The 26,333-nt window shown below is 61.2% G+C and carries 24 protein-coding genes; 13 read left to right on the top strand and 11 right to left on the bottom strand.

All coding sequences use genetic code 11. The features are described from left to right. Nucleotides 1-10: 10 nt before the first annotated feature. Nucleotides 11-364, top strand: a complete 354-nt coding sequence (locus IB144_RS03120; protein ID WP_002917678.1) for a glycerol dehydratase reactivase beta/small subunit family protein — start codon at nucleotides 11-13, stop codon at nucleotides 362-364. Further along, a complete protein-coding gene (locus IB144_RS03115; protein ID WP_021465181.1) occupies nucleotides 365-895 on the top strand; it encodes a cob(I)yrinic acid a,c-diamide adenosyltransferase in 531 nt (176 codons plus the stop codon). It abuts the gene before it with no gap. Here IB144_RS03115 and dhaR read toward each other — a convergent pair. Both dhaR and IB144_RS03105 read right to left on the bottom strand, forming a co-directional pair. Continuing rightward, entirely contained in the window at nucleotides 873-2,798 is a 1,926-nt protein-coding gene (gene dhaR, locus IB144_RS03110) for a dihydroxyacetone kinase operon transcriptional regulator DhaR (protein ID WP_002917680.1), read from the bottom strand. The two genes, IB144_RS03115 and dhaR, sit on opposite strands and share 23 nt — an antisense overlap. A gap of 101 nt (nucleotides 2,799-2,899) precedes the next feature. Further along, the gene (locus IB144_RS03105) at nucleotides 2,900-3,997 is read right to left on the bottom strand and encodes a glycerol dehydrogenase (protein ID WP_002917681.1); all 1,098 of its coding nucleotides are present in this window, start codon (nucleotides 3,995-3,997) and stop codon (nucleotides 2,900-2,902) included. A 251-nt stretch (nucleotides 3,998-4,248) separates the two neighbouring features. On the opposite strand from IB144_RS03105, the gene IB144_RS03100 reads away from it, so the two are divergent. From IB144_RS03100 to IB144_RS03080, 5 genes are all read left to right on the top strand, one after another. Further along, nucleotides 4,249-4,452: a hypothetical protein gene (locus tag IB144_RS03100; protein WP_019704944.1), complete on the top strand. Its 204-nt coding sequence runs from the start codon at nucleotides 4,249-4,251 to the stop codon at nucleotides 4,450-4,452. Nucleotides 4,453-4,607: 155 nt separating this feature from the next. Further along, complete coding sequence (gene dhaK, locus IB144_RS03095) at nucleotides 4,608-5,678, top strand: dihydroxyacetone kinase subunit DhaK (protein ID WP_002917682.1); 1,071 nt, start codon at nucleotides 4,608-4,610, stop codon at nucleotides 5,676-5,678. A gap of 10 nt (nucleotides 5,679-5,688) precedes the next feature. Next, entirely contained in the window at nucleotides 5,689-6,321 is a 633-nt protein-coding gene (gene dhaL, locus IB144_RS03090; RefSeq protein WP_004181378.1) for a dihydroxyacetone kinase subunit DhaL, read from the top strand. Between the two features lie 10 nt (nucleotides 6,322-6,331). Further along, a complete protein-coding gene (gene dhaM / locus IB144_RS03085; RefSeq protein ID WP_004174229.1) occupies nucleotides 6,332-7,753 on the top strand; it encodes a dihydroxyacetone kinase phosphoryl donor subunit DhaM in 1,422 nt (473 codons plus the stop codon). 75 nt (nucleotides 7,754-7,828) lie between these two features. Then, a complete protein-coding gene (locus IB144_RS03080) occupies nucleotides 7,829-9,478 on the top strand; it encodes a glycerone kinase (protein ID WP_004174228.1) in 1,650 nt (549 codons plus the stop codon). A 155-nt stretch (nucleotides 9,479-9,633) separates the two neighbouring features. Here IB144_RS03080 and IB144_RS03075 read toward each other — a convergent pair whose 3' ends face one another. Continuing rightward, nucleotides 9,634-10,410: a siderophore-interacting protein gene (locus IB144_RS03075; protein ID WP_004144829.1), complete on the bottom strand. Its 777-nt coding sequence runs from the start codon at nucleotides 10,408-10,410 to the stop codon at nucleotides 9,634-9,636. Between the two features lie 236 nt (nucleotides 10,411-10,646). Here IB144_RS03075 and IB144_RS03070 point away from each other — a divergent pair, with 236 nt between their 5' ends. Next, complete coding sequence (locus IB144_RS03070; protein ID WP_002917718.1) at nucleotides 10,647-11,201, top strand: PadR family transcriptional regulator; 555 nt, start codon at nucleotides 10,647-10,649, stop codon at nucleotides 11,199-11,201. A gap of 257 nt (nucleotides 11,202-11,458) precedes the next feature. After that, nucleotides 11,459-12,838 (top strand): putrescine aminotransferase, encoded by a 1,380-nt coding sequence (gene ygjG, locus IB144_RS03065; RefSeq protein WP_023316052.1) that lies wholly within the window; start codon nucleotides 11,459-11,461, stop codon nucleotides 12,836-12,838. 46 nt (nucleotides 12,839-12,884) lie between these two features. Here the strand turns inward: ygjG and lsrG are convergent, their stop codons facing one another. The 6 genes from lsrG to lsrA are packed head-to-tail and all read right to left on the bottom strand — an operon-like array spanning nucleotide 12,885 to nucleotide 18,603. Beyond that, nucleotides 12,885-13,181: a (4S)-4-hydroxy-5-phosphonooxypentane-2,3-dione isomerase gene (gene lsrG / locus IB144_RS03060; RefSeq protein WP_004181386.1), complete on the bottom strand. Its 297-nt coding sequence runs from the start codon at nucleotides 13,179-13,181 to the stop codon at nucleotides 12,885-12,887. Next, nucleotides 13,178-14,065 carry a 3-hydroxy-5-phosphonooxypentane-2,4-dione thiolase gene (gene lsrF, locus IB144_RS03055; protein ID WP_002917724.1) on the bottom strand — a complete coding sequence of 296 codons (888 nt, stop codon included), beginning with the start codon at nucleotides 14,063-14,065 and terminating at the stop codon, nucleotides 13,178-13,180. Before lsrF ends, lsrG begins: the two co-directional genes overlap by 4 nt. Before the next feature lie 11 nt (nucleotides 14,066-14,076). Beyond that, a complete protein-coding gene (gene lsrB, locus IB144_RS03050) occupies nucleotides 14,077-15,078 on the bottom strand; it encodes an autoinducer 2 ABC transporter substrate-binding protein LsrB (RefSeq protein WP_004185763.1) in 1,002 nt (333 codons plus the stop codon). Nucleotide 15,079: 1 nt separating this feature from the next. Then, on the bottom strand, nucleotides 15,080-16,078 hold the full coding sequence (gene lsrD, locus IB144_RS03045; RefSeq protein ID WP_002917727.1) for an autoinducer 2 ABC transporter permease LsrD: 999 nt from the start codon (nucleotides 16,076-16,078) through the stop codon (nucleotides 15,080-15,082). Nucleotides 16,079-16,084: 6 nt separating this feature from the next. Next, nucleotides 16,085-17,119 (bottom strand): autoinducer 2 ABC transporter permease LsrC, encoded by a 1,035-nt coding sequence (gene lsrC, locus IB144_RS03040; RefSeq protein ID WP_004174225.1) that lies wholly within the window; start codon nucleotides 17,117-17,119, stop codon nucleotides 16,085-16,087. Beyond that, the gene (gene lsrA, locus IB144_RS03035) at nucleotides 17,116-18,603 is read right to left on the bottom strand and encodes an autoinducer 2 ABC transporter ATP-binding protein LsrA (RefSeq protein WP_004889660.1); all 1,488 of its coding nucleotides are present in this window, start codon (nucleotides 18,601-18,603) and stop codon (nucleotides 17,116-17,118) included. The genes lsrC and lsrA overlap by 4 nt, the downstream gene beginning before the upstream one ends. A 218-nt stretch (nucleotides 18,604-18,821) precedes the next feature. Between lsrA and lsrR the strand changes: the two genes are divergently transcribed. From lsrR to IB144_RS03020, 3 genes are all read left to right on the top strand, one after another. Then, on the top strand, nucleotides 18,822-19,793 hold the full coding sequence (lsrR, locus tag IB144_RS03030; RefSeq protein ID WP_004144837.1) for a transcriptional regulator LsrR: 972 nt from the start codon (nucleotides 18,822-18,824) through the stop codon (nucleotides 19,791-19,793). Nucleotides 19,794-19,830: 37 nt separating this feature from the next. Then, a complete protein-coding gene (gene lsrK / locus IB144_RS03025) occupies nucleotides 19,831-21,429 on the top strand; it encodes an autoinducer-2 kinase (protein WP_004149900.1) in 1,599 nt (532 codons plus the stop codon). A gap of 185 nt (nucleotides 21,430-21,614) precedes the next feature. Further along, nucleotides 21,615-23,636 (top strand): NADPH-dependent 2,4-dienoyl-CoA reductase, encoded by a 2,022-nt coding sequence (locus IB144_RS03020; RefSeq protein ID WP_032418344.1) that lies wholly within the window; start codon nucleotides 21,615-21,617, stop codon nucleotides 23,634-23,636. Between the two features lie 108 nt (nucleotides 23,637-23,744). Here the strand turns inward: IB144_RS03020 and rlmG are convergent, their stop codons facing one another. Together rlmG and IB144_RS03010 are read right to left on the bottom strand one after the other, a co-directional pair. Further along, nucleotides 23,745-24,875, bottom strand: a complete 1,131-nt coding sequence (rlmG, locus tag IB144_RS03015) for a 23S rRNA (guanine(1835)-N(2))-methyltransferase RlmG (protein ID WP_004181396.1) — start codon at nucleotides 24,873-24,875, stop codon at nucleotides 23,745-23,747. A gap of 85 nt (nucleotides 24,876-24,960) precedes the next feature. Further along, a complete protein-coding gene (locus IB144_RS03010; RefSeq protein WP_002917889.1) occupies nucleotides 24,961-25,668 on the bottom strand; it encodes a B3/4 domain-containing protein in 708 nt (235 codons plus the stop codon). Nucleotides 25,669-25,711: 43 nt separating this feature from the next. On the opposite strand from IB144_RS03010, the gene IB144_RS03005 reads away from it, so the two are divergent. After that, the gene (locus tag IB144_RS03005; protein WP_004144842.1) at nucleotides 25,712-26,314 is read left to right on the top strand and encodes an XRE family transcriptional regulator; all 603 of its coding nucleotides are present in this window, start codon (nucleotides 25,712-25,714) and stop codon (nucleotides 26,312-26,314) included. Nucleotides 26,315-26,333: the final 19 nt, after the last annotated feature.

Raw genomic sequence — 26,333 nt, 5'->3', positions numbered from 1 at the left:
GGGGGCCGTCATGTCGCTTTCACCGCCAGGCGTACGCCTGTTTTACGATCCGCGCGGGCACCATGCCGGCGCCATCAATGAGCTGTGCTGGGGGCTGGAGGAGCAGGGGGTCCCCTGCCAGACCATAACCTATGACGGAGGCGGTGACGCCGCTGCGCTGGGCGCCCTGGCGGCCAGAAGCTCGCCCCTGCGGGTGGGTATCGGGCTCAGCGCGTCCGGCGAGATAGCCCTCACTCATGCCCAGCTGCCGGCGGACGCGCCGCTGGCTACCGGACACGTCACCGATAGCGACGATCATCTGCGTACGCTCGGCGCCAACGCCGGGCAGCTGGTTAAAGTCCTGCCGTTAAGTGAGAGAAACTGAATGTATCGTATCTATACCCGCACCGGGGATAAAGGCACCACCGCCCTGTACGGCGGCAGCCGCATCGAGAAAGACCATATTCGCGTCGAGGCCTACGGTACCGTCGATGAACTGATATCCCAGCTGGGCGTCTGCTACGCCACGACCCGCGACGCCGGGCTGCGGGAAAGCCTGCACCATATTCAGCAGACGCTGTTCGTGCTGGGGGCTGAACTGGCCAGCGATGCGCGGGGCCTGACCCGCCTGAGCCAGACGATCGGCGAAGAGGAGATCACCGCCCTGGAGCGGCTTATCGACCGCAATATGGCCGATAGCGGCCCGTTAAAACAGTTCGTGATCCCGGGGAGGAATCTCGCCTCTGCCCAGTTGCACGTGGCGCGCACCCAGTCCCGTCGGCTCGAACGCCTGCTGACGGCCATGGACCGCGCGCATCCGCTGCGCGACGCGCTCAAACGCTACAGCAATCGCCTGTCGGATGCCCTGTTCTCCATGGCGCGAATCGAAGAGACTAGGCCTGATGCTTGCGCTTGAACTGGCTGGCGTCAATATCGTACTGCTTCATTTTGCGCCACAGGGTGGTGCGGCCGATATTGAGCAGCTGCGACATCTCCTGCACCCGCCCGCTGGTCACCCGGGCGGCGTGAATAATAGCTTCCTTTTCGATGGCGCTAAAGGTCAGGCTGGCCGGCAGCAGCGATGACGCGCTATCCCCGCCCGGCCGCTCGGAAAAGAGATATTCCGGCAGATTACTCAGGCGAATGTGGCCGTTGTCGCTGCTGATGGCGATATTCTCAATGACGCTATTGAGCTCAAAATCATTCCCCGGCCACGAGTAGGCCACCAGCTGCGCCAGCGCGTCATCGTCCACTTTCAGTCGCGAAGAGAAACGCTTCTCCAGGCTCTTCAACCGGTTATGCACCAGCGACGGAATACTGTTGCGTCGGGCGCGCAGCGGCGGGATGACGATCTCAAAGGAGTGCAGCGCATAGTACAGCTGGCGGCTAAAGCGGTTCTGTTCCACCAGATTGGCCAGATCGACGGTGGTGGTGGCAATCACCTTCACATCCACCGGGATCAGGCGCCGGGCGTCGAGGCGGGTGAGCACGCCCTGCTTAATGACCTGCAGCAGGGCCGACTGCAGCTCCGGCGCCAGATACTCGATCTTTTCCAGAAACAGGGTGCCGCCGTTGGCCAGCTCAAGGCGGCTCAGGCGACCATTTTCATCGTCGGTAGGGGCGCTGCCCATAAAGTCCTGGCCCAGCACGCTGTCGGCATATAGCTGGCAGTTGACGGCGATGTAGGGGCCGCCCGCCCGTTCGCTTTCATTGTGAATAGCCTGGCTCAGCAGCTCTTTCCCGACCCCCTCTTCGCCGCACAGTAGCACCGGGAAGCCGCCGCGCGCCGCCTGGCGGCCAAAGTGGATCAGGCGTCGGGTTTCCGGATCGTCGGCAGACATCTGCTCAAAGGTGTGGCTGACTTTACCGAGCTGGCTGGTCATCAGCTGCCGCATCTGCTCCACCGGATGCAGCAGCAGAATAAAACTGTTGCCTTGCGCCTCGACAATCGGTTTTAAGGTGATCACCGCGTCGACAAATTGATGCTGACTTTCAAAGGTGACTTCGACGTGATTCAGGCCGCGGGCGTGTTTGATGGCGCGGCGCAGCAGCGCCGGGAGGGTCACCAGATCGGCGATATTTTTCCCCTGGCTGGCCTGAGCATCAAGATGCAACAGTCTCGCCGCCTGAACATTGAGAAACTGCAGCACGCCCTGTTCGTTCCACGCCATCACCCCATCGTCCATGCTCTCCAGCAGGCCGTACATCTGATTGAGGTGGCGGTTGGATTCCGCCAGCAGGCTGTCGGTAAGCAGGGAGTTACCCACCTCGCGGGCGATGGCCAGCGTCAGGGAGAGGTCGGCGCTGGACTGGTGCTCGACCAGACAGCAAAGCGAGATAGAGCCGAACAGCCGCCCGTGGTTATCAAACACCGGCGTCGAGCAAAAACTCCATGGCTGTAGCGCCTGCTTAAAATGCCGATCGCCGGCGGTGTTGATCGGCTGGCCCTGCATCGCGGCCAGCGACAGCGCGCAGGTGCCGATAATGCTCTCCGCGCAGTAGCTGCCGTCGCGAAATCCCAGGGCAGCCAGCTGGGCCAGGGTTTGCGGCTCGCCGCAACGGCTCAGGATGCAGGCGGACTCATCAAGAATAAACAGCGCGCAGGGGCGGCCGTCCATAAACTCCCAGGCGTCTTCCAGCGCCGCCTGGCCGATGGTCAGCAGCGCGGTTTTACGCCGACAGATGGAGTCGAAGGTCAGGCCCTGGGCCTGGTGCGGCGTTTGCCAGGTTTCGCGCTGCATAAACTTGCTGCAGCGGTGCCATGACTGGGCAATGACGGAAGAGACCGCCTTCCCGGTATCCTGAGTCTGAACAGTCATATCCTTTTCCGCGTTGTACCATAGAGAACCCCTCCGGCAGCGACTGCCGGAGGGGAGAAAGAAAAACCGCTGACCTGGGCCAGCGGTTTAGCCACCGCGAATTAACGCGCCAGCCACTGCTGGCCTAACAGATCGGCGGTGAGGATAGCGGCATGGACGCTCTCCGGGGTCACCGCAAACGGCATATTATGGATGGTTTCCCCTTCCGCGCAGGTAGCTTTCGCCACCGCGGCGATTTTCTCGTCGATCCCCTCTTTGACGCCCATCTGCGCGAGCGTCACCGGCAGGCCGACGCGCTGGCAGAAGCCCAGCACCGTTTCAATCTCGTCCATCGGGCTGTTCTGCAGCACCAGCTGCGCCAGGGTACCGAAGGCCACTTTCTCACCGTGATACAGGTGATGGCACTCTTCAAGAATGGTGAAACCGTTGTGGATTGCGTGGGCGGCGGCCAGGCCACTGCTTTCAAAGCCAATGCCGCTGAGGTAAGTGTTCGCCTCGATGATGCGCTCCAGCGCTTCGGTCACTACCCCGGCCTGCGCCGCCAGACGGGCCTTTTCGCCCTCCGCCAGCAGCGTATCATAGCACAGGCGGGCGAGGCTCAACGCCGCCTCGGTGGACTGTCCTCCGGCCATGCTGGTGGCGCGCGCATCGTAGCAAGCTTTGGCCTCGAACCAGGTGGAGAGCGCATCGCCCATGCCGGAGACCAGCAGGCGTACCGGCGCTTTGGCGATAATCGCCGTGTCCATCACCACCATATCCGGGTTTTTCGGATAGATCAGATACTCTTCAAACTCGCCCGCTTCGGTGTAGATCACCGACAGCGCGCTGGTCGGCGCATCGGTCGAGGCGATGGTCGGGATCACCACCACCGGCAGCTTCTGGTAGTAACCGATCGCCTTCGCGGTATCGAGGGTTTTACCACCGCCGATCCCGACCACGCCGCGGCAGCCCTGTTTTTGCAAAATCGCCATCAGACGGTTGATTTCCGCATGGCTGCATTCGCCGTTAAACCGTTCCGCATGGCAGCGAATATCGTGGCTCTGCAGGCCATTCACCACTTTCTCTCCCGCCAGCTTCATTACGAAATCGTCGGCGATGACGAAGAAGCTCTCCGCCAGGTTTTTGGCATATTGACCGAACAGAACAGCAGCATCAGGACCCTGAAGATATTTGGCTGGAGATTGAATAACTTTTAGCATTCCTTTCACCCTCAAATAAGTGCGCATGTAGACATGATGAGCCCTGGCGTTATCCGCGCCGGCCAGTGAAGCGCGGCCTGAACGGAGCGTACCGGAGCAGTGCGATCACTGTAGGGCCGGCAGGGAACAAAAAAATCTTTCGCCTTTTTGTTCTGATATGAAACACAGGTTAATTTTTTACGTTCCATATTGGAACAAAAAACCCTAGTCTCTGTCAGGATTGCGATCCCGATCCGCTCCTTTGCCGCATAATGCCCTTACAATCCTCCGTATTTGACCGCCTTTTCTCCCGCAGTCGGCAGAAAATCAGCAAAAAATTTTTTCCCACCCGCTTCGCCAGCTATCCTGACCGCCGCTTATGGCAGAAGAAAAAAAGCGCGCCAGCTCGCATTTTCACCATATCCTCAGCAAAAACGTTCCATAAAGAAACAAAACAAGGAGGCAATGTTTCGTAATGAAACCCGATCGTCGGGGCATTCTTTTTTTCGTCCGCTCAGCCAGAATCATCATATCGCCAGGCACGCTCCACCGTCAGACGATACCCCTACGCGATGACTGCCTCCGCCAGCAGAGAGGCGGCATCGAACCTTCTCCAACGGAGCACTGAATAATGAAAAAGCTGATTAACCGTGTTGAAGATGTACTGAATGAACAATTACAGGGGCTGGCTAAAGCCCATCCGCAGCTGACCCTGCATCAGGACCCGCTGTATGTGACCCGCACCGACGCGCCGGTGGCTGGCAAGGTGGCCCTGCTCTCCGGCGGCGGCAGCGGACATGAACCGATGCACTGCGGCTATATCGGCCAGGGCATGCTCTCCGGCGCCTGTCCGGGGGAAATCTTCACCTCGCCGACGCCGGACAAAATGTTTGAATGCGCGATGCAAATTGACGGCGGCGAAGGCGTCTTGCTGATTATCAAAAACTATACCGGCGACATCCTGAATTTTGAGACCGCCACCGAGCTGCTGCATGAGAGCGGCATTAAAGTCACCACCGTGGTGGTCGACGACGACGTGGCGGTGAAAGACAGCCTCTATACCGCCGGTCGTCGCGGCGTCGCCAACACCGTACTGATCGAAAAACTGGTCGGCGCCGCCGCCGAGCGCGGCGACTCGCTGGAAGCCTGCGCTGAACTGGGCCGCCGCCTGAACAATCTCGGCCACTCGATTGGTATCGCCCTCGGCGCCTGCACCGTACCGGCTGCCGGGCAGCCATCCTTTACGCTGAAAGATGACGAGATGGAGTTCGGCGTCGGCATTCACGGCGAGCCGGGCATCGACCGCCGCCGCTTCAGCTCGCTGGACCAAACCGTCGATGAGATGTTCGATACCCTGCTGGAAAACGGCGCTTACAGCCGCACGCTGCGCCAGTGGGATACCGTCAAGGGCGCGTGGCAGGAAGTGCAGCAGAGCAAAACCGCGCTGCAAAACGGCGACCGGGTTATCGCGCTGGTTAATAACCTCGGCGCCACTCCGCTTTCCGAACTGTATGGCGTGTATAACCGCCTTGCCCAGCGCTGCGAAGCGTCCGGCATCATCATCGAACGCAACCTCATCGGCAGCTACTGTACTTCGCTGGATATGGCGGGCTTCTCCATCACTCTGCTGAAAGTGGATGACGAGACGCTGACGCTATGGGACGCCCCGGTTCACACCCCGGCGCTGAACTGGGGAAACTAAGGAGCACGACATGTCACTGAACAGAACGCAAATCGTCGACTGGCTGTACCGCTGCGGCGATATTTTCACCAAAGAGAGCGATTTTCTCACCGGCCTCGATAAAGAGATTGGCGACGCCGACCACGGTCTCAATATGCACCGCGGTTTCAGTAAAGTGGTCGAAAAGCTGCCGTCGATTGCCGATAAAGATATTGGCTTTATCCTCAAAAACACCGGCATGACGCTGCTCTCCAACGTCGGCGGCGCCAGCGGCCCGCTGTTCGGCACCTTCTTCATTCGCGCCGCGCAGGTGACCCAGGCCCACCAGAGCCTGACGCTCGACGAGCTGTACCTGATGATCCGCGAAGGTGCGGACGGTGTCGTCAACCGCGGCAAAGCGGAGCCAGGGGATAAAACCATGTGCGACGTCTGGCTGCCGGTGGTGGACTCCCTGCGCCAGTCCAGCGAGCAGCACCTGTCGATCGCCGCCGCGCTGGATGCCGCCTGCGAAGTGGCCGAGCGTGCGGCCCACGCCACCATCACTATGCAGGCGCGTAAAGGCCGCGCCAGCTATCTCGGCGAGCGCAGCATCGGACATCAGGATCCCGGCGCGACCTCGGTGCTGTTTATGGTTCAGATGCTGGCCGCCGCCGCCAAAGAGTAAGGAAATCGCGATGGTAAACCTGGTTATTGTTTCTCATAGCGCCCGGCTGGGCGAAGGTGTCGGAGAACTGGCCCGGCAGATGTTAATCAACGATGGCTGCAAACTGGCGATCGCCGCCGGGATCGACGATCCCGACAGCCCGATCGGCACCGATCCGCTTAAAGTCATGGAGGCGATCGAATCCGTGGCCGATACCGATCACGTGCTGGTGATGATGGATATCGGCAGCGCGTTGCTCAGCGCCGAAACCGCCCTCGATCTGCTCGATCCGGCGATTGCCGCGAAGGTGCGACTGTGCGCCGCGCCGCTGGTGGAAGGGACGCTGGCGGCCACCGTCAGCGCTGCCTCCGGCGCGGGGATCGACAAGGTGATCGCCGACGCCATGAGCGCCCTGGAGGCCAAGCGGGTTCAGCTGGGTTTACCTTCGCCAACTTCTGACGCCGCGCCGGCGCCGATGCTTGCCGACGACGGCGACACAAAATCGGTGTCAGTCATTATTAACAATCACAACGGCCTGCACGTGCGTCCGGCGTCGAAGCTGGTCGCCGCGCTGGCGGGCTTTAACGCCGATCTGCTGCTGGAGAAAAACGGGAAGTGCGTCAAACCGGACAGCCTCAACCAAATCGCGCTATTGCAGGTCCGCCGCAACGATAAGCTGCGCCTGCTGGCCCGCGGTCCGGATGCCGACGCGGCGCTGGCGGCGTTTCAGGCGCTGGCCGCCGATAACTTCGGTGAATCGCCTGCGGCGCAACCGGCAGCGGCTCCGGCAACGCCCGAGCGCGTCGAAGGCGCTGCCCTGCGCTATCCGCTGGCCCTGATCCAGCCGCTCCGCCCGGCTGCCGCCGATGCCGCCCGCGAGCAGCAGCGCCTGCGCCAGGCCATTGACCAGACGCTGGCGGATCTTATCGCCCTGACCGAGCTGGCGGAAAATAAATTTCACGCCGATATCGCGGCGATCTTCGCCGGGCACCACACCCTGCTCGACGATGACGATCTGTTTGATGCCGCCAACGATCGTCTGCTCACCGAACAATGCACGGCGGAATGGGCATGGCATCAGGTGTTGATGGAGCTCAGCCAGCAGTATCGCCAGCTGGATGACCCCTACCTGCAGGCGCGCTATATCGATATCGAAGATATTTTGCAGCGCACCCTGCGCCATCTGCAGGGCGTTCAGGAGAGAGTGCCGACGCCCGGCGAGCCAACAATTATTATTGCCGACAACATTTATCCCTCAACCGTCTTACAGCTGGATGCCAGCTTCGTTAAAGGCCTGTGCCTGCGCGATGGCAGCGAACAGGCTCACGGCGCGATTATCGCCCGCGCGGCGGGGATCGCCTGGCTGAGCCAGCAGGGCGAGGCGCTGAACAGCGTGCAGCCCGGCGAGACTATCGTGCTCGATATGCGCCACCAGCGCCTTATCCGTGACTAAAATTCACGTTGACCGTTACCGCTCCGGGGGCCTGCCTCCGGAGGGTGAGTTTTCGCTTACTCTTCAGGAACCACTATGTCTCAATTCTTTTTTAACCAGCGCGCCAGCCTCGTCAACGATGTGATTGAGGGTACCATTATCGCCAGCCCGTGGAATAACCTCGCCCGTCTGGAGAGCGACCCGGCGATCCGGGTGGTGGTCCGTCGCGATCTGAATAAAAACAACGTGGCGGTGATCTCCGGCGGCGGCGCCGGCCATGAACCGGCGCACGTCGGCTTTATTGGTAAAGGCATGCTGACCGCCGCGGTCTGCGGCGATCTGTTCGCCTCGCCGAGCGTCGACGCGGTGCTCACCGCCATTCAGGCAGTGACCGGCGAGGCGGGCTGCCTGCTGATCGTCAAAAACTACACCGGCGATCGGCTTAACTTCGGTCTGGCGGCGGAGAAAGCGCGCCGACTCGGCTACAACGTGGAGATGCTGATCGTCGGCGACGATATTTCGCTGCCGGATAACAAACAGCCGCGCGGCATCGCCGGGACCATTCTGGTGCATAAAGTGGCTGGCTATTTCGCCGAGCGCGGCTTCAACCTCGCCACCGTCCTGCGCGAAGCGCAATACGCCGCCAGCCATACCGCCAGCATCGGGGTGGCGCTGGCCAGCTGCCACCTGCCGCAGGAAGCCGACAGCGCGCCGCGCCATCAGGCCGGTCACGCCGAGCTGGGAATGGGCATCCACGGTGAGCCGGGCGCCTCGACGATCGCCACGCAAAACAGTGCGGAGATCGTTAACCTGATGGTGGAAAAACTGACCGCCGCCCTACCGGAAACCGGCCGCCTGGCGGTGATGCTCAATAACCTCGGCGGCGTGTCGGTGGCTGAGATGGCGATCCTGACCCGCGAGCTGGCCAACACCCCGCTGCAGGCGCGCATTGACTGGTTAATAGGCCCGGCCTCGCTGGTGACGGCGCTGGATATGAAAGGCTTCTCGCTGACCGCCATCGTGCTGGAGGAGAGTATTGAGAAAGCGCTGCTGTCGGATGTGGAAACCGCCAGCTGGCAGAAGCCGGTGCAGCCGCGGACTATCAACGTCGTGCCGTCCACCCTCGACAGCGCCCGGGTGGATTTTACGCCCTCGGCCAACCCACAGGTGGGCGATTACGTGGCGCAGGTGACCGGCGCCCTCATCGATCTTGAAGAACATCTCAACGCGCTGGATGCCAAAGTAGGCGACGGCGATACCGGCTCCACCTTCGCCGCCGGGGCGCGCGAGATTGCCGAGCGGCTCGAGCGTCAGCAGCTGCCGCTGAACGATCTGCCAACGCTCTTCGCGCTGATCGGCGAACGCCTGACGGTGGTGATGGGCGGCTCCAGCGGGGTATTGATGTCTATCTTCTTCACCGCTGCCGGGCAGAAGCTGGGGCAAGGCGCCAGCGTGGCCGAGGCGCTGAACGCCGGTCTGGGGCAGATGAAATTTTACGGCGGCGCCGATGAGGGCGACCGGACAATGATTGATGCTCTACAGCCGGCCCTGGCGGCGCTGCTGGCCGAACCGGATAATCTGCAGGCCGCTTTCGCCGCGGCGCAGGCCGGGGCGGATCGCACCTGCCAGTCGAGCAAAGCCGGCGCCGGACGCGCCTCCTATCTCAACAGCGAGAGCCTGCTCGGCAATATGGACCCCGGCGCCCACGCGGTGGCAATGGTGTTTAAGGCGCTGGCGGAACGCTAAGCCTTCCCCGGTGGCGCTGCGCTTACCGGGGCGACGTAACACCGCCGAATAGCAGGTCGGGTAAGGCGTAAGCCGCCACCCGACAAAAAACGGCACCGCCGGTAGCCCGGATAGGGCGCGACGCGCCGCTATCCGGGTTTTACCACGATGGCTTTTTACTTGCTGTGCCAGTACGCCTGGGAACGCACCAGCTGCTGATCGATGCTCTCGTCTTCAAAGCGCGCCAGCAGCGATTTCACCACCGCGCCTTCGCCGGTCAGCCAGATAAAATAATCCTCCGCCGGCACCTTCACCTGCGCCAGACGCTCGGCGACGAAGGCCGGATTGTGGCCCACCACCCACTCGATGTTAAAGCCGTCGAGATCCGCCAGATAATCTTTATACGACGCATCGGCGATAGTAACGATGGCCGTCACCTGCGGCCTCGCCGGCAGCTGGCGTAATCCCAGCAGACGACGGCGCAGCGCCGGCATGCCGGACTCATCGCAAACATACAGCTGCCAGGCATAATCTTCCGGCACCACCAGCGAGCCGCGCGGGCCGCCGATCACCAGCTTATCGCCCACTTTTGCTTCCAGCGCCCAACGGCTGGCGATACCGCCATCGTGGATATAGAAATCGTAAGCCAGCTCGTGACGTTCGGCATCGTACAGCGGCGTATAGTCGCGGGTGGCAGGCCGCACGCCTTCCCCCCAGTCAATCCCCTCCTCGGTCACCTGCGGCGGGGTAAATGCCGCGCCCGGCTCGGGGAAAAAAAGCTTGGTATGGTCGTCAAAGCCGTGAGAGGCGAAGCCTTCCAGCGCCTCGCCTCCCAGCACGATACGCTGGAACGCCGCGCCTGCGCGCTCCACGCGCAGCACCGTCAGCTCACGGAAACGCAGCTCATTGCGGACACGCTGCGGGTACTTGTCTGCTTTGGTTTTTGTCATCATCGATTGCCTTCGTGAACGGTAAATAGATATATCTAAACTTGATGCAAATGATAATGATTGCCAACTAATAAGAATGCAAGTCTTTTTTTGATATAGTCAAAACAAACCGCATCAAAATCCACAGTCAGAAAATAATTTCATATATATCAATATATTAAAAAATAAATAGCAACCAGCATTGCGAACATTCATTTTTTAGATATAAATTAGATATATCAAAACAGCAGGAGGTAACCATGCGACATCATCATGAAGAAGGGCGTGGGCCACGCGGGCGCCACGGTGACCCTAGCGAACACGGCGACCATGGCCGCCGCGGCGGCGGACGTCGCCAGCGTTTCTTTGGCCACGGCGAACTGCGGCTGATCATTCTGGATATCCTCAGCCGCAGCGCCAGCCATGGCTATGAGCTGATCAAAGAGATCGAAACGCTTACCCAGGGGAACTACAGCCCCAGCCCGGGGGTGATCTATCCGACGCTGGATCTGCTCCAGGACCAGGGCCTTATCAGCGTGGAAGACGACAACGGACGCAAGAAAATCCTTATCAGCGAGGAAGGAAAACAGCTGCACGCCGAGAACCAGGAGCACCTGGCCCATATCCAGGAGCGCCTGCAGGCGCGGATGGTCGGCTGCGAGCTGCGCCGCGATCCGCAGATGAAGCGCGCGCTGGAAAACTTCAAAGCGGTCCTCGACCTGAAAGTGAACCAGCAGGCCAGCAGTGCCGCCCAGCTCAAGCAGATCATCGGCATTATTGACCGGGCGGCGATGGAGATCTCTCAGCTCGACTAAGCCTCTTTTTTCACCACCGGCTGCCCCGCGCTGGGGCAGCCCGCACCACGGCGGATCGCCCCGTCTATTGCCGCCAGGCAGAAAATCTCGTCAGCTCAGGAATAAAACGTGCCAATAGTGGCGCAATGAGATTAAATTTTACACAATTCGTCTTTTGCTTTGCATTTATCCCGATTTTCACCGCTTCTGCCGAACTGGCGTAATCCCTGCAATACTTAATCCAGTATCGTGTGATACGTCCGCCCCAGGAGCACATTTTGAACAGGTTACCTTCCAGCGCATCGGCTCTGGCCTGCAGCGCACACGCACTGAATCTCATTGAAAAGCGCACGCTTGATCATGAGGAAATGAAAGCACTTAACCAGGAGGTCAGGGAATACTTTAAAGAGCATGTGAATCCGGGGTTTTTAGAGTATCGAAAATCGGTCACAGCCGGCGGGGATTACGGAGCCGTAGAGTGGCAAGCGGGAGGGTTAAATACGCTTGTCGACACCCAGGGACAGGAGTTTATCGACTGCCTTGGTGGGTTTGGCATCTTCAATGTAGGGCACCGTAATCCAGTTGTGGTATCCGCCGTCGAGAATCAACTCGCGAAACAACCGCTTCACAGTCAGGAGCTGCTGGACCCGCTACGCGCGATGCTGGCGAAAACCCTGGCAGCCTTAACGCCCGGGAAACTAAAGTACAGTTTCTTCTGCAACAGCGGTACCGAATCGGTAGAGGCGGCCATCAAGCTGGCGAAAGCCTATCAGTCGCCGCGCGGTAAATTTACCTTCATCGCCACCAGCGGCGCCTTCCACGGTAAATCGCTGGGCGCGCTGTCGGCCACCGCCAAGTCGACCTTCCGCAAACCCTTTATGCCGCTGCTGCCGGGCTTCCGCCACGTGCCGTTCGGCGATATCAACGCCATGCGCACCATGCTGAGCGAGTGCAAGAAAACCGGCGACGACGTCGCGGCGGTGATCCTCGAGCCGATTCAGGGCGAAGGGGGCGTGATCCTCCCGCCAACGGGGTATTTGCCGGCGGTGCGTCAACTGTGCGACGAGTTTGGCGCATTGCTGATCCTCGACGAAGTGCAGACCGGCATGGGCCGCACCGGCAAGATGTTCGCCTGTGAACATGAGAACGTCCAGCCGGACATTCTGTGTCTGGCGAAAGCGCTCGGCGGCGGTGTGATGCCGATCGGCGCGACGGTGGCGACGGAAGAGGTCTTCTCGGTGCTCTTCGATAACCCGTTCCTGCACACCACCACCTTCGGCGGCAACCCGTTGGCCTGTGCGGCGGCGCTGGCGACGATCAACGTGCTGCTGACGCAAAACCTGCCGGCGCAGGCGGCGCAGAAAGGCGATATGCTGCTGGACGGTTTCCGCCTGCTGGCGCAGGAGTATCCGGACCTGGTGAATGAAGTGCGCGGGAAAGGCATGCTGATGGCTATCGAGTTTGTTGATAACGAGATTGGCTACGACTTTGCCAGCGAGATGTTCAGACAGCGGGTGCTGGTCGCCGGGACGTTAAACAACGCCAAGACGATCCGCATTGAACCGCCGCTGACGCTCACCCTTGAGCAGTGCGAGCAGGTGCTGAAGGCGGCGCGCAAGGCGCTGGCGGCCCTGCGCGTTTCGGTCGAAGAAGCGTAATAAAGTGTCCTTCACCCTCTCCCTCTGAGAGGGGGAAGGATAACCCTCACACCTGCGGTAACAGGCCGATAAAGCTGCGCTTCTGCCGCGGCTGCGACATCATCTCCTCCAGCTTTTCGACGCAGGCTAAATAGTGCGGCGTCTTCTTATGCGCCAGCACCGCCTCATCGTCTTTATAGGCTTCGTAGATAAAAAAGCGGGTTTTCACCTCGGGATCCTGCAGGACATCAAAGCGCAGGTTGCCTGGCTCCCGCAGCGCGCCCTCGTGGTTGGCGCGAAACACCTCGAGAAACTCATCCACCCGCTCGGGTTTAATATTGATCTCCACTAGCGTGACGTTCATTTCAGCTCTCCCTGTTTTTCTTCCTGCCAGAACTGATACGCTTCGCGCGCGTTCAGATTCTCATGCACCACCTTTTTCACCGCCTTCAGCATCGCGCGCGGGGCGCTGGACTGGAAGATATTGCGCCCCATATCCACCCCGGAAGCCCCCTGGTCGATCGCCCGCCAGCACATCTCCAGCGCCTCATGCTCCGGCAGTTTTTTACCGCCGGCGATAACGATCGGCACCGGACAGCTGGCGGTCACTTTTTCAAAGCCTTCCTCAACGAAATAGGTCTTCACAAACTGCGCCCCCATTTCGGCGGCAATCCGGCTGGCCAGCGAGAAGTAGCGCGCATCGCGGGTCATCTCTTTGCCGACGCCGGTAACCGCCAGGACCGGCATACCGTAGCGATTGCCGGCGTCCACCAGTTTGATGATGTTATTGATCGACTGATGTTCGTATTCGCTGCCGATATAGACCTGCGCCGCCACCGCGCATACGTTGAGCCGCAGCGCGTCTTCCATCGCCACCGCCACGCATTCGTTGGAGAGTTCGCTCAAAATCGAATTGCCGCCGGAGGCGCGGAGCACCACCGGCTTATTGGTGGCCGCCGGTACCTGGCTGCGCAGTACGCCGCGGGTGCACATCAGCACGTCGGTGTCGGCAAACAGCGGCGCAATCGACAGGTCGATACGCTCCAGCCCGGTCGTTGGCCCCTGGAAGTAGCCGTGATCGAAGGCCAGCATCACCGTGCGGTTGCTGTGCGGATTAAAGATGCGCGCCAGCCGCGACTGCATGCCCCAATCCAGCGAGCCGCAGCCTTTCAGGGTATACAGCGTATTCTGCTGCGGGCGGTCAATACCGAAGTCCTTCCCCTCTTTGATATCGTCTAAATCTGCCATCTCATCCTCCGTCAGAAGTCGTAGTTGTTGATGTTCTCTTTGCTGAACACCACGCGCTCCGGCAGCAGCACGATACCGTTGCCCTTCGCCTCATACTGGTAGCCCTGCACGCTGTTCGGTTCGACCTTCAGCGAGCCGATATCTTTCACCTCAACGCTGTCGCCCACGTTAAGATCGCCCTTTTTCAGCAATCGATCGGCGACGTTAACCGCAATTTTGCCCTGCTGAACCACATCCCACAGGCCGAACGCTTTCACCGTGCCGCGCTCAACGTACGGACGCATCACGTTCGGCGTACTAAAGCCGACAATCGCCACGCCCTGACGCTTGAGGTTCTCTGCCGCCTGCGCCGCCGCCGGCAGCGCATTGGCATCCGGCGCGATAATGGCGTCGAGATCCGGATAGGCTTTTAAGATCCCCTCGGCGGTTTGTAGCGATTTGGTGGCATCGTTATAGCCAAACTGGGTGGTGACGATTTGCCACTGCGGATGTTCTTTTTCGATTTTGGCTTTGGCTTCCTTCACCCACTGGTTCTGGTCGGTCACCGTCGGGCTGGAGTAGAAAAACGCTACCTTGGCAGTAGGCTTCGTCACCTGCTTTTCCGCCATCTCGACCAGCAGGCCGCCAAGCTGCTGCGGCGTGCCCTGATTGATATAGATGCTGCGGCACTCCGGCTTGGTATCGGAATCCCAGGTCAGGACTTTCACCCCGCGCTGCATCGCCCGCTTCAGCGCCGGACACAGGCCGTCCGGCGAGACAGCGGAAACGATAATCGCGTTGTAGCCCTGGTTGACGAAGTTGTTGATAAGCTGCACCTGGCCGGAGACGCTGGGCTCGGTTGGGCCGTCATAGGTGACATCCACGCCCAGCGCTTTCCCCGCCTCTTTCGCGCCGTTGCCGCCGCTGGTAAAGAAGCCGACGCCGACCAGCTTAGGAATAAAGGCGATGCGGTCCGCCGCCTGCGCGGTAACCACGCTCATCGCCAGCGCCAGCACGATCAGTTTTAATTTCATTTTATGCTCCGATTGTTTTATGCGAGAAAAGACGCCGCCAGGTCGCGCGCACCCATTCACGGTGCAGGCTCAGCGAACGCCCCATCACCACCACAACCAACAGCGCCCCTGACAGCGCGCTCGACACCTGGTTGGGGATGCCGACCATCTGTAAACCCTGTTGCAGATACCCCACCAGCAATGCCGCCAGCGCGGTACCCAGTATCGATCCCGAGCCGCCGTAAATATTGGCCCCGCCGAGCACCGCCGCGGTCAGCGCCGGCATCAGCAGGTCGCGGCCTAAATCCGAACGTGCCGAGCCGAAATAGGAGACCATCACCAGCGCCGCGACCGCCGAGGCGACGCCAACCAGGCCATACAGCACGTACGGGATGCCGTTCACCGACAGCGCGGCATAGCGCGCGGCGCGCGGGTTTTGCCCGAGTAAAAAGAGGTGGCGGCCAAAGCGCCCGCGATGGGTCAGCAGCCAGAAGAAAAAGGTGATAATCGCGAACAGCACCAGCGGCAGCGGCAGTCCGGCGAGGGTTAAATTGGCGAAGGCGGTGAAGCTATCGGGAAAACCGCCAATCCCCTCGTAACCGGTCGCGCCGGCCATCCCGGAAAGCAGCAGCGCGCCGCCGCCGTACAGATACAGCGTACCAAGCGTGATCACCAGCGGGCTGATGCCGGTGTAGTGGATCAGCGCGGCGTTGAATAACCCGCACAGCAGTCCCAAGAGCAACGTCAGCGATACCGCGAGCCACAGCGGCCAGCCCGCCTGGGTCATCACCCCGAGGGCGATGGCGCACAGGCCGATGGTCGAGCCCAGCGAAATATCGATCCCGCCGCTGATGATCACCAGCGTCAGCGGCAGCGCGACGATGCCGATGCAGATAAAGTCGCTGGTGCTAAAGAGCAGCATATTGAGATCCAGCATGCGCGGATTCAGCGCGCCGAACAGCAGGATCTCCACGATCAGCAACGCCAGCAGCGCGCTTTCCCAGTTAAGCTTCAGCTTCAGCTTCATTTAAGCCACCTCTTTGCTTTTGCGTTCGGGAAAGCGGGCAACCTGTTTCCCCCCTTTGTTACCGGGCTGGAAACGGCTGTACTTTAGCGCCCGCTGATGGCGGGCCAGCGCTTGTCGCAGACGGCCATCGAGCACCAGCACCCCGAGCAGCACCAGGCCGGCGATAAAGTCGTTCCACCAGGCGGGAAGGCGGAACAGTACCAGTACGGTGTCAATTTGGGTGAGGAAAAAGGCGCCGAGAAACGCGCCAAGCAGCGTGCCGGTACCGCCGAGCAGCGAGATCCCGCCCAGCACGCAGGCGGCGATGGCTTTCATCTCCAGGCCGCTGCCGGTCTGATTAGGCACAAAACCAATCTGCGCGGCGAAGACGATCCCGGCGCAGGCCGCCAGCATACCGTTGAGAGTAAAGGCCAGCATCCGCGTGCGGTTGACCGCCACGCCCAGTTGGCGCGCGGCGGCGAGGTTATCGCCAACGGCGTAAAAATCACGACCAAAGGCGGTGCGCGACAGCAGCCAGCCGCCCGCCAGCAGCAGCGCCAGCACCAGCCAGCCCAGCGGCGACACGCCGATAAACGCAGGCTCCGAGAGCGATTTCAGGCTGTCGGGCAAGCCCTCGATCCATTTCCCGCCGGTCCACAGCAGCATTACCCCGCGATACAACCCCAGCGTGCCGAGCGTCGCGACGATCGCCGGAATGCGCAGCCCCACCACCAGCAGGCCGTTAAACGCCCCGGCCAGCGCGCCAATAGCCAGCGCGAAGGCGATGGCCGTCGCCAACCCGTAGCCGTTGTTCAGCGCCACGCCGACGGCGATGGCGCATAGCCCAACGGTGGAGCCTACCGACACGTCAATATTGCGGGTCAGCATCACCAGGGTCGCGCCCAATGCCAGCAGGCAGAGGATTTGCGAGCTGGCGAAAATCATCGCCAGGGTCTGCAGGCTGAAATAGGCCGGATTGAGCGCCACCAGCACAACAAAGAGCGCCACGATGGCAAAGAAGGCGCTCAGTTCGCGATTCTTGAGTAACGTTTTCATGCCTGCCCTCCGAAGGCCAGGGTCATCATGCGATCGACGGTCACCGCCTGCCGCGCCAGCTCGCCGCTGTAGCGGCCCTGATGCATCACCAGCACCCGGTCGGCCAGGCCGATGAACTCATCCAGATCGGAGGAGATCATCAGCACTGCCACATTTTGCGCGGCGACGCTTTTCAGCAGCTGATAGATATCGGCGCGGGCGGAGACATCCACGCCGCGCGTCGGCTCATCGACAATTAGCAGCAGCGGGTTGGCCTCCAGACAGCGCGCCAGCAGCACCTTCTGCTGGTTACCGCCAGAGAGAGTGCGCACCGGCTGATCGCCATCGGCCAGCTTGATCCCCAGCGCCCGGTGATAGCGCTCAACCACCGCCGCCTCCCGTTTCCCCTGCTGCCACCACGACGGCTGATTGAACATCACCGTGTTCCAGCGCACCGGCGCATCAAGAAACAGCCCCGAGACCTGGCGGTCTTCCGGCAGATAGACCAGCCCGCTGGCCAGCCGGGCTCGGGTGCTGTCATTACTAATCTCGCGATTCTCCAGCCAGATCCGCCCGGCGCGCGGTGGACGCAGGCCGTATAAGGTTTCAGCAAATTCGGTGCGCCCGGATCCCACCAGCCCGGCGAGGCCGACGATCTCCCCGGCGCGGATCTCCAGATTGAGATCGATAAAGCCTTCTCCGGTAAGATCCTCCACCCGCAGCACGGGAAAATCCTGCGCCTGGGTGCGGCGGTTGCCCGGCAGCGCCAGCCACAGCTTTTGCGTGTCGCTCAGCGTATGGTCGCGGCTGGCCGGCGTCATAGCGCTAATCAGTTGCTCATCGCGGTAAGTTGCGGTCTCGCCGCTCAGCACTACCGCCCCGTCGCGCATCACCGAAATATGGCTGGCAAGCTGGCGGATTTCGGGCAGTTTGTGCGAGATAAACACGATCCCCACGTCCAGCGCCTGTAACGCGCGGATCTGGCTAAACAACCTCTCCGTTTCGCCCGGGGTTAAAGAGGCGGTGGGTTCATCAAGGATCAGGATCCGCGCTTCGCGCATCAGGCCGCGCAGGATCTCGACCATCTGTTGATCGGCTACCTCGAGCGTGCTGGCGCTGGCATCGAGGTTGATCTGGCAGTTCAGCTGCTGCAGTTTTTCCTGCAGTCGCGCGGCGGTATCCGCCCGCTTCGGCAAACGAAAGAGAATGTTCTCGCGCACGCTGAGGTTGGGAAACAGCATCGGCTCCTGCGGCACCAGATAAATGCCCAGCTGGTGGGCCAGCGCCGGGCTGAGGCGCGCAAACGCGCGGTCGCCGATCGTCAGCTCACCGCTATCCGGGGTTTCGACGCCGGCGATGATCTTCATCAGCGTCGATTTACCCGCGCCATTGCCTCCCATCAGGGCATGCACCTGGCCCGCGCATAGCGTAAAGTCGATGCCCTTCAGCACGGCAACGCCGGAGAACTGTTTGCGGATCTGGCGAGCTTCAAGCAGTGGCTTCATCGTCGCGCCTCGTTTGAACAAATGATTTTTAAATTTAATAATGTTCAAAAGCGTAGACGGTGAACTATATTTACAACCGTGCGAAGATCACAGTTTGGTGCTTTAGATCCTCAGGAAAAAATGGGCCAGCGATGAAAGATCCGTTTTGCCAGTCGGCTCACACTTTCCGGCCGCGCAATAGCGAACATATGATCTAAATTTTTATAAGAGTTCAATTTATGAGCGAAAAACGCATTACGGAAGAGAACCGCTACGCCGGGCTGGCGTTAGCCGAGGAAGAGCTGGTGGCGCGGGTGGCGTGGTGCTACTACCACGACGGCCTGACACAAAATGACATCGGCGAGCGTTTGGGGCTGCCGCGGCTGAAGATTTCCCGCCTGCTGGAGAAAGGCCGTCAGTCCGGGGTGATCCGCGTGCAGATCAACTCGCGCTATGAGGGCTGTCTGGCACTGGAAAGTGAACTCCAGCAGCGTTTTGGCCTCAAGATTGCCCGCGTACTGCCGGCGCTCAACACCCCGCCGATGAATACCCGGCTGGGGATCGGCGCGGCGCAGTCGCTGATGGGTATTCTGCAGCCGGGACAGCTGCTGGCGGTCGGCTTCGGCGAAGCCACCATGAGCTGCCTGCAGCATCTCAGCGGCTTTATCGGCTCGCAGCAGGTGCGGCTGGTGACCCTCTCCGGCGGCGTCGGCCCCTATATGACCGGTATTGGCCAGCTGGATGCCGCCTGCAGCGTCAGCATTATCCCGGCGCCGCTACGGGTCTCTTCGGCGGAGGTCGCCGAGATCCTGCGCCGTGAGTCGAGCGTGCGCGACGTGATCCTCGCGGCGACGGCGGCGGACGCGGCGGTGGTTGGCATCGGCGCCATCGATCAGCGGCGCGACGCGACCATCCTGCGCTCCGGCTATATCAGCGAGGGCGAACAGCTTATGTACGCCCGCAAAGGCGCGGTCGGCGACATTTTAGGTTATTTCCTGCAGGCCGACGGCAGGCCGGTAGAAGGACTGGAGATCCATCGGGAACTGCTCGGCGTGACCCTTGATGAGCTAGCGCAGCTGCCGACCATCGTTGGCGTCGCCGGGGGAGAAGAAAAAGCGCAGGCGATTTATGCCGCTCTGATTGGCAAGCGCATTAATGGCCTGGTAACGGAAGAGACAACAGCACGCGCGGTGCTTACCCTGGCCTCCTGACGGCCAGGCGCCGCGCGACCACAGCGAGGCGCATGTCATGAGTTACCTGTTAGCGTTAGATGCCGGGACCGGCAGCATTCGGGCGGTTATTTTCGATCTTAATGGCCGCCAGCTGGCGGTAGGCCAGGCCGAATGGAAACACCTGAGCGTTGATAACGTCCCCGGCTCGATGGAGTTCGACCTTACCACCAACTGGCAGCTGGCCTGCCAGTGCATTCGCCAGGCGCTCGACGCCGCCCGGCTCTCTGCCGCCGATATTCAGTCTGTCGCCTGCTGTTCGATGCGCGAAGGCATCGTTCTCTATGACCGCAACGGCGAGGCCATCTGGGCCTGCGCCAACGTCGATGCCCGCGCCAGCCGCGAAGTGGCGGAGCTTAAGGAGATCCACGACTATCGCTTCGAATCCGAGGTATACGAGGTCTCGGGACAAACCCTGGCGCTCAGCGCCATGCCGCGCCTGCTGTGGCTGGCGCACCACCGCCCCGATATCTACCGCAAAGCGGCAACCATCACCATGATCAGCGACTGGCTGGCGGCGAAGCTTTCCGGCGAGCTGGCGGTCGACCCGTCAAACGCCGGCACCACCGGCATGCTCGATCTGTTCAGCCGCGACTGGCGTCCGGCGCTGCTGGATATGGCCGGGCTGCGCGCCGATATGCTGTCGCCGGTCAAAGAGACCGGTACCCTGCTGGGCGCCGTCACCGAAGCGGCGGCGCAGCAGAGCGGCCTGCGCGCCGGGACGCCGGTGGTGATGGGCGGCGGCGACGTCCAGCTCGGCTGCCTGGGCCTTGGGGTGGTGCGCGCCGGGCAAACTGCGGTACTCGGCGGCACTTTCTGGCAGCAGGTGGTCAACCTGCCGCAGGTGCGCACCGATCCGCAGATGAATATTCGTGTTAATCCTCATGTCATTCCCGGCATGGCGCAGGCGGAATCGATCAGCTTCTTTACCGGCCTGACCATGCGCTGGTTTCGCGACGCCTTCTGCGCTGAAGAAAAACTAATTGCCGAGCGGCTCGGCGTCGATGCCTATTCGCTGCTGGAGGAGATGGCCAGCCGCGTCCCCGCCGGTTCCCACGGCGTGATGCCTATTTTTTCCGACGCTATGCACTTTAAGCAGTGGTACCACGCCGCGCCGTCGTTTATTAACCTCTCCATCGATCCGGAAAAGTGCAATAAAGCGACCCTGTTCCGCGCGCTGGAAGAGAACGCGGCGATTGTCTCCGCCTGCAACCTCGCGCAGATCTCGCAGTTCTCCGGGGTGACATTCGACAGCCTGGTGTTTGCCGGCGGCGGCTCTAAAGGCGCGCTGTGGAGCCAGATCCTCAGCGACGTCACCGGCCTGCCGGTGCGGGTGCCGGTGGTCCGCGAAGCCACCGCGCTGGGCTGCGCCATCGCCGCCGGAACCGGCGCCGGGCTGTATGACGATATGGCCAGCACCGGAGAGCGGTTAGTGAGCTGGCACCGCGAGTTCACCCCAAATCCGCAGCATCGCGAGCTGTATCAGGAGATGATGAGCAAGTGGCAGACGGTGTACGCCGATCAGCTTGGCCTTGTCGATAGCGGGCTGACAACGTCGATGTGGCAGGCGCCGGGTCTGGAGCGCCGCCAGCGCGTTGCGTCTTCCCCCTCACCCTAACTACCGGTGCCGCTCCGCCTTTCCCCCCCCTCTCCCTTTGGGAGAGGGCCGGGGTGTGGGGCAACGCTTCGCCGTTCTTTGAATCCCATCACAATCACCGCACTCCCCTTTTCCCTTTTTCTCCACGATGGCTAAATTAGTAACTCATCCGACCACATAACAATAATTTTACATTGGAAGCCACTATGAGCCGCTATCCGTCGCTTTTCGCCCCGCTTGAGCTGGGCTTCACAACGCTCAAAAACCGCGTGTTGATGGGCTCAATGCACACCGGGCTGGAAGAGCTGCCGGACGGCGCGCAGCGGCTGGCGGCCTTTTACGCCGAGCGCGCCCGTCACGGCGTGGCGCTGATCGTCACCGGCGGCATCGCTCCGGCGCCCTCTGGCGTCACCATGGCCGGCGGCGCGGTACTCAACGATGCCAGCCATCTGGCGCACCATCGCCATATTACCGACGCGGTACATCAGGAAGGCGGCAAAATCGCTCTGCAGATCCTGCACACCGGCCGTTACAGCTACCAGCCCGCGCTGGTGGCCCCCTCGGCGCTACAGGCGCCGATCAACCGTTTTACCCCCCATGAACTGAGCCACGATGAGATCCTGACGCTGATCGATGATTTTGCCCACTGCGCCCAGCTGGCGCGCGAAGCGGGCTATGACGGCGTCGAGGTGATGGGCTCTGAGGGCTATCTGATTAACGAATTTCTCGCCGCGCGCACTAACCAGCGCGACGACCAATGGGGCGGCGATTATGCCAGGCGCATGCGTTTCGCCGTAGAGGTGGTGAAGGCGGTGCGCCAGCGCGCCGGCCACGATTTCATTATCATTTACCGTCTGTCGATGCTCGATCTGGTCAACGACGGCAGCACGCTGGCGGAAGTCACCGAACTGGCCAAAGCGATTGAAGCGGCGGGAGCGACCATCATCAACACCGGGATTGGCTGGCACGAAGCGCGCATTCCGACCATCGCCACGCCGGTACCGCGCGGAGCTTTCAGCTGGGTCACCCGCAAGCTGAAGGGCGCGGTGTCGATCCCGTTGATCACCACCAACCGCATTAACGATCCGCAGGTCGCGGAGGATATTCTCGCCCGCGGCGATGCCGATATGGTATCGATGGCCCGCCCGTTCCTTGCCGACGCCGAATTTATATCAAAAGCGCAGGACGATCGCGCCGATCAGATCAACACCTGCATAGGCTGCAATCAGGCGTGTCTCGATCGGATCTTCGTCGGCAAAGTCACCTCTTGTCTGGTCAACCCGCGCGCGTGTCATGAAACCCTGATGCCGGTCCTGCCTGCCAACGCGCCTAAACAGCTGGCGGTGGTCGGCGCCGGGCCTGCCGGTCTGGCCTTCGCCGTAAACGCTGCCGCCCGCGGTCATCACGTCACATTGTTTGATGCGCTCCCGGAGATCGGCGGTCAGTTTAATATCGCCAAACAGATCCCCGGCAAAGAGGAGTTTCACGAGACGCTGCGTTACTACCGCACCATGCTCGATCTGCATGGTGTCGATCTACGCCTGAACACCCGCGTCACGACAGACGATCTGCTGGCGTTCGATGAGACGATCCTCGCCACCGGTATCGCCCCGCGCCTGCCGGCGATCGACGGGATCGATCATCCAAAAGTGCTGAGCTACCTTGATGTCTTGCGCGATAAAGCGCCGGTTGGCGCGAAGGTGGCGATTATCGGCTGCGGCGGTATCGGCTTCGACACCGCGATGTTTTTAAGCCAGTCGGGCGTGGCCACCAGCCAGGATATCGGCGAGTTCTGCCGCGAATGGGGTATCGATACCAGCCTGCAAACGGCGGGAGGGCTGAGTGCTGAAGGCCCGCAACTGAGTAAAAGCCCGCGACAGATTGTGATGCTGCAGCGCAAAGCCAGCAAACCGGGCGAAGGGCTCGGCAAAACCACCGGCTGGATCCACCGCGCGACGCTGCTGGCGCGCGGGGTGAAAATGATCCCGGCGGTCAGCTATGAAAAGATCGATGATGAAGGGTTACATGTCACTATCGGCGGCGAGCGCCAACTGCTGGCGGTCGATCAGGTGGTGATCTGCGCCGGTCAGGAGCCGCGCCGCGAGCTGGCGGATCCGCTGCGCGCGGCGGGGAAAACGGTGCATCTCATCGGCGGTTGCGACGTGGCGGCGGAGCTGGATGCGCGCCGGGCGATTGCCCAGGGCACTAAACTGGCGCTGGCGATTTAGCCCTGTCCCGGGGGCGGCGCGATGCGCCTTCCCCGGGCTACCACGATAATCCCGCACGCTAGCCCGGCTAAGGCGACAGCCGCGAGCCGGGGGAAACCGCGACAAGAATCAGCGCTGCTTACGCACCTTGGTTGCTTTCAAAATGACAAACTTATTGTTCGTCGCAATCGTCGTGCAATTACCAAACGCGCGCTTCAGCTTACGGAAGTAATCGAGGTGGCGGTTGCCGACGACGTACAGCTCGCCGCCGTATTTCAGGCTGCGGCGGGCATCGTTAAACATCTGCCAGGCGATATGGTCGGTAATAGCGTGTTGCTGATGGAACGGCGGATTACACAGAATCGCCGTAAAGCGGTCGGGCTCAATGCCGGAGAGCGAGTTGTTGACCATGAATTCACAGCGTGCGATATCGTCCGGCAGATTGCGCTCGACGTTCAACCGGCTGGAAGCCACCGCCATGTGCGACTCATCGGTGAACATCACGCTGGCGTTTGGATTTTGCGCCAGCGCCTGCAGGCCAATCACCCCATTGCCGCAGCCGAGATCGGCGATCTCGCCTTCTAAATCAGAGGGTAAGTGCTGCAGGAAGAAACGCGCGCCGATATCCAGCCCGCTGCGGGCAAAAACGTTGGCGTGGTTATGGATGGTCCACGGCGTGCCGTCCAGCTTCCAGCTGTAGGTTTGCGGCGCATCGGCAAGTTCAGGAGCGGTGAAAACGCAGTGGATCAGACGCGCTTTTTTCCACGCCAGCGAGGTGGTGGTGGTGCCGAGGATTTTTTCAAACAGCGCCAGCGTCGAGTTGTGCACATCACGGGCTTTCGCCGCGGCGATGATGCGGGTTTCCGGCGTAACTACTTCGCGCAGGGCGCGCAGCTGCTGTTCCAGCAGCGCCAGCTGTTTTGGCACCTTAATCAGCACCAGCGCCGGCGCGGCCGGTAGCGGGCTCAGGCTATCCTGAAAGCGCACGCTCTCTTCATCGATACCGTTCATCCGCAGGTTGTGGCGGGTCGCCAGCTCGGAAATAAAGGAGTCGTTGATGCTGACCGGGTTGCGATCCGCCAGCGCGCAGGCGAGCGCGCCGAAGCCGTCGTTGAAGATGAGCGTCAGGCCGTCGACGTCATTCACCTGTTGCAGCAGATATTCATCCGCCGCTTCCCATGCCTGAAGCGCTTCTTCTTCAGCGTTAGGTGGGAACCGCTCTAATGTGAATAACTCACCGTTTAACTCTGCCTGGCTCATCGCCTCTCCGCCTCCGGAATAGTAAAACCCGCGAGTTTATACGCAAATCCTGTCCAGTTGAAGAGAGATCGCTGATCATCGCCGCTCAGCGTAGATCGCCCTCGTCATCGGCTCGCAGCAGCGTTATCGACGCGCGGGCGCCGGGCATCAGCTGCTGCAGATAACCTACCAACCGCTCTCCCGCCTCATGCAGGGCCGACAACGGCATCGCCGGCAGGCTTTCGAGAATAAACCACATCGTCTGCGCGCCGCTGTCCAGCCGGGTGCGCACGCCCTGTCGCCAGTTCCAGCGTCGGCAGGTTACGCCTATATCATCCCGCCAGATGACTTCGCCCGGCTCCGGATATTCCACTACCGGCTCTGCCGATTTTAGCGTATCGAATGGCTCATCGCCGCGGGCAATGGCCAGCCGCGGTTCGCCACGGTAGGCGGCCAGATTTTCCCCACCAACCGGGACGGCATAGCGAATGCTGATCGCGTTGTAGATATCCACCACCGGATCGATGGCCGGCAGGCTCCCCTCTTTCAGCACCCGCTTGCGCAGCGCCTGCGCCGAACAGGGGGTACGTTTCGCCTTCGCGCCGAAGGCGCTGAACGCTTCATCCCATGCCGCCAGGTGCGCTTGCGCCCAGGGCACATCATCCTGCTGCACCGCCAGGCAGGCCTCGGCCAGCGCCTGCTCCGCGACGGCGGGATCGGCCACCGGCGCGCTCTCCACCACAATACTTAATGCCCGAAAGCCCGGCGCCAGGCGGCTGACCGCAGATTCGATTGACGGCGTTACGCTACGCATTCGATAATCCTGTAATGACCAATTTGTTTCATCATAGTGACCAATGAACGTAAAAGTCAATATAACGACCGATTCAGGATCTGATGTCGACCAGGTAAGTCGCGCCGTCGCCACGCGGCTGAAGGCCTACCGTAAAGCGAAAAAAATGTCGCTGGACGAGCTGTCGCGCCGGGCCAGCATCAGCAAAGGTATGCTGGTCGAGATGGAAAAAGAGGCCGCCAATCCCAGCATTGCGATCCTCTGCAAACTCGCCGCCGCGCTGGGCGTATCGGTAGCGGATATTGTCAATGTGGCAAGCGAACCCGCGTTGCATATTATTCCCGCCGAGCAGATCCCCACCCTCTGGCAAGGCCCGCTGGGGGGCAGCGCCAGGCTCCTCGCCGGCACCGCCGGGCCGAATATGATTGAGCTGTGGCGCTGGGAGATGCAGCCCGGCGAAGCCTTTGCCTCGCCCGGCCACCCGGCAACAACCTTCGAGCTGCTGCACGTGGAAGCCGGCGCGCTGACGCTGACGCTTGGCGAGACCTGCCGCACGGTGGCGGCCGGGGAATCGGCGGTGGCCCGCACCGAAATAGAGCACGGTTACCGCAATGAGGGTACCGCGCCGCTGGTCTTTACCATGACCGTGGCTGAACTGCCCTCCTGACAGACATAATGATAAGACG

Source organism: Klebsiella sp. K4, assembly GCF_014596785.2.
Classification (GTDB): Bacteria; Pseudomonadota; Gammaproteobacteria; order Enterobacterales; family Enterobacteriaceae; genus Klebsiella; species Klebsiella pneumoniae.
The sequence above is the reverse complement of the archived record's forward strand: the minus strand, read 5'-3'. Positions and strand labels throughout refer to the sequence as shown.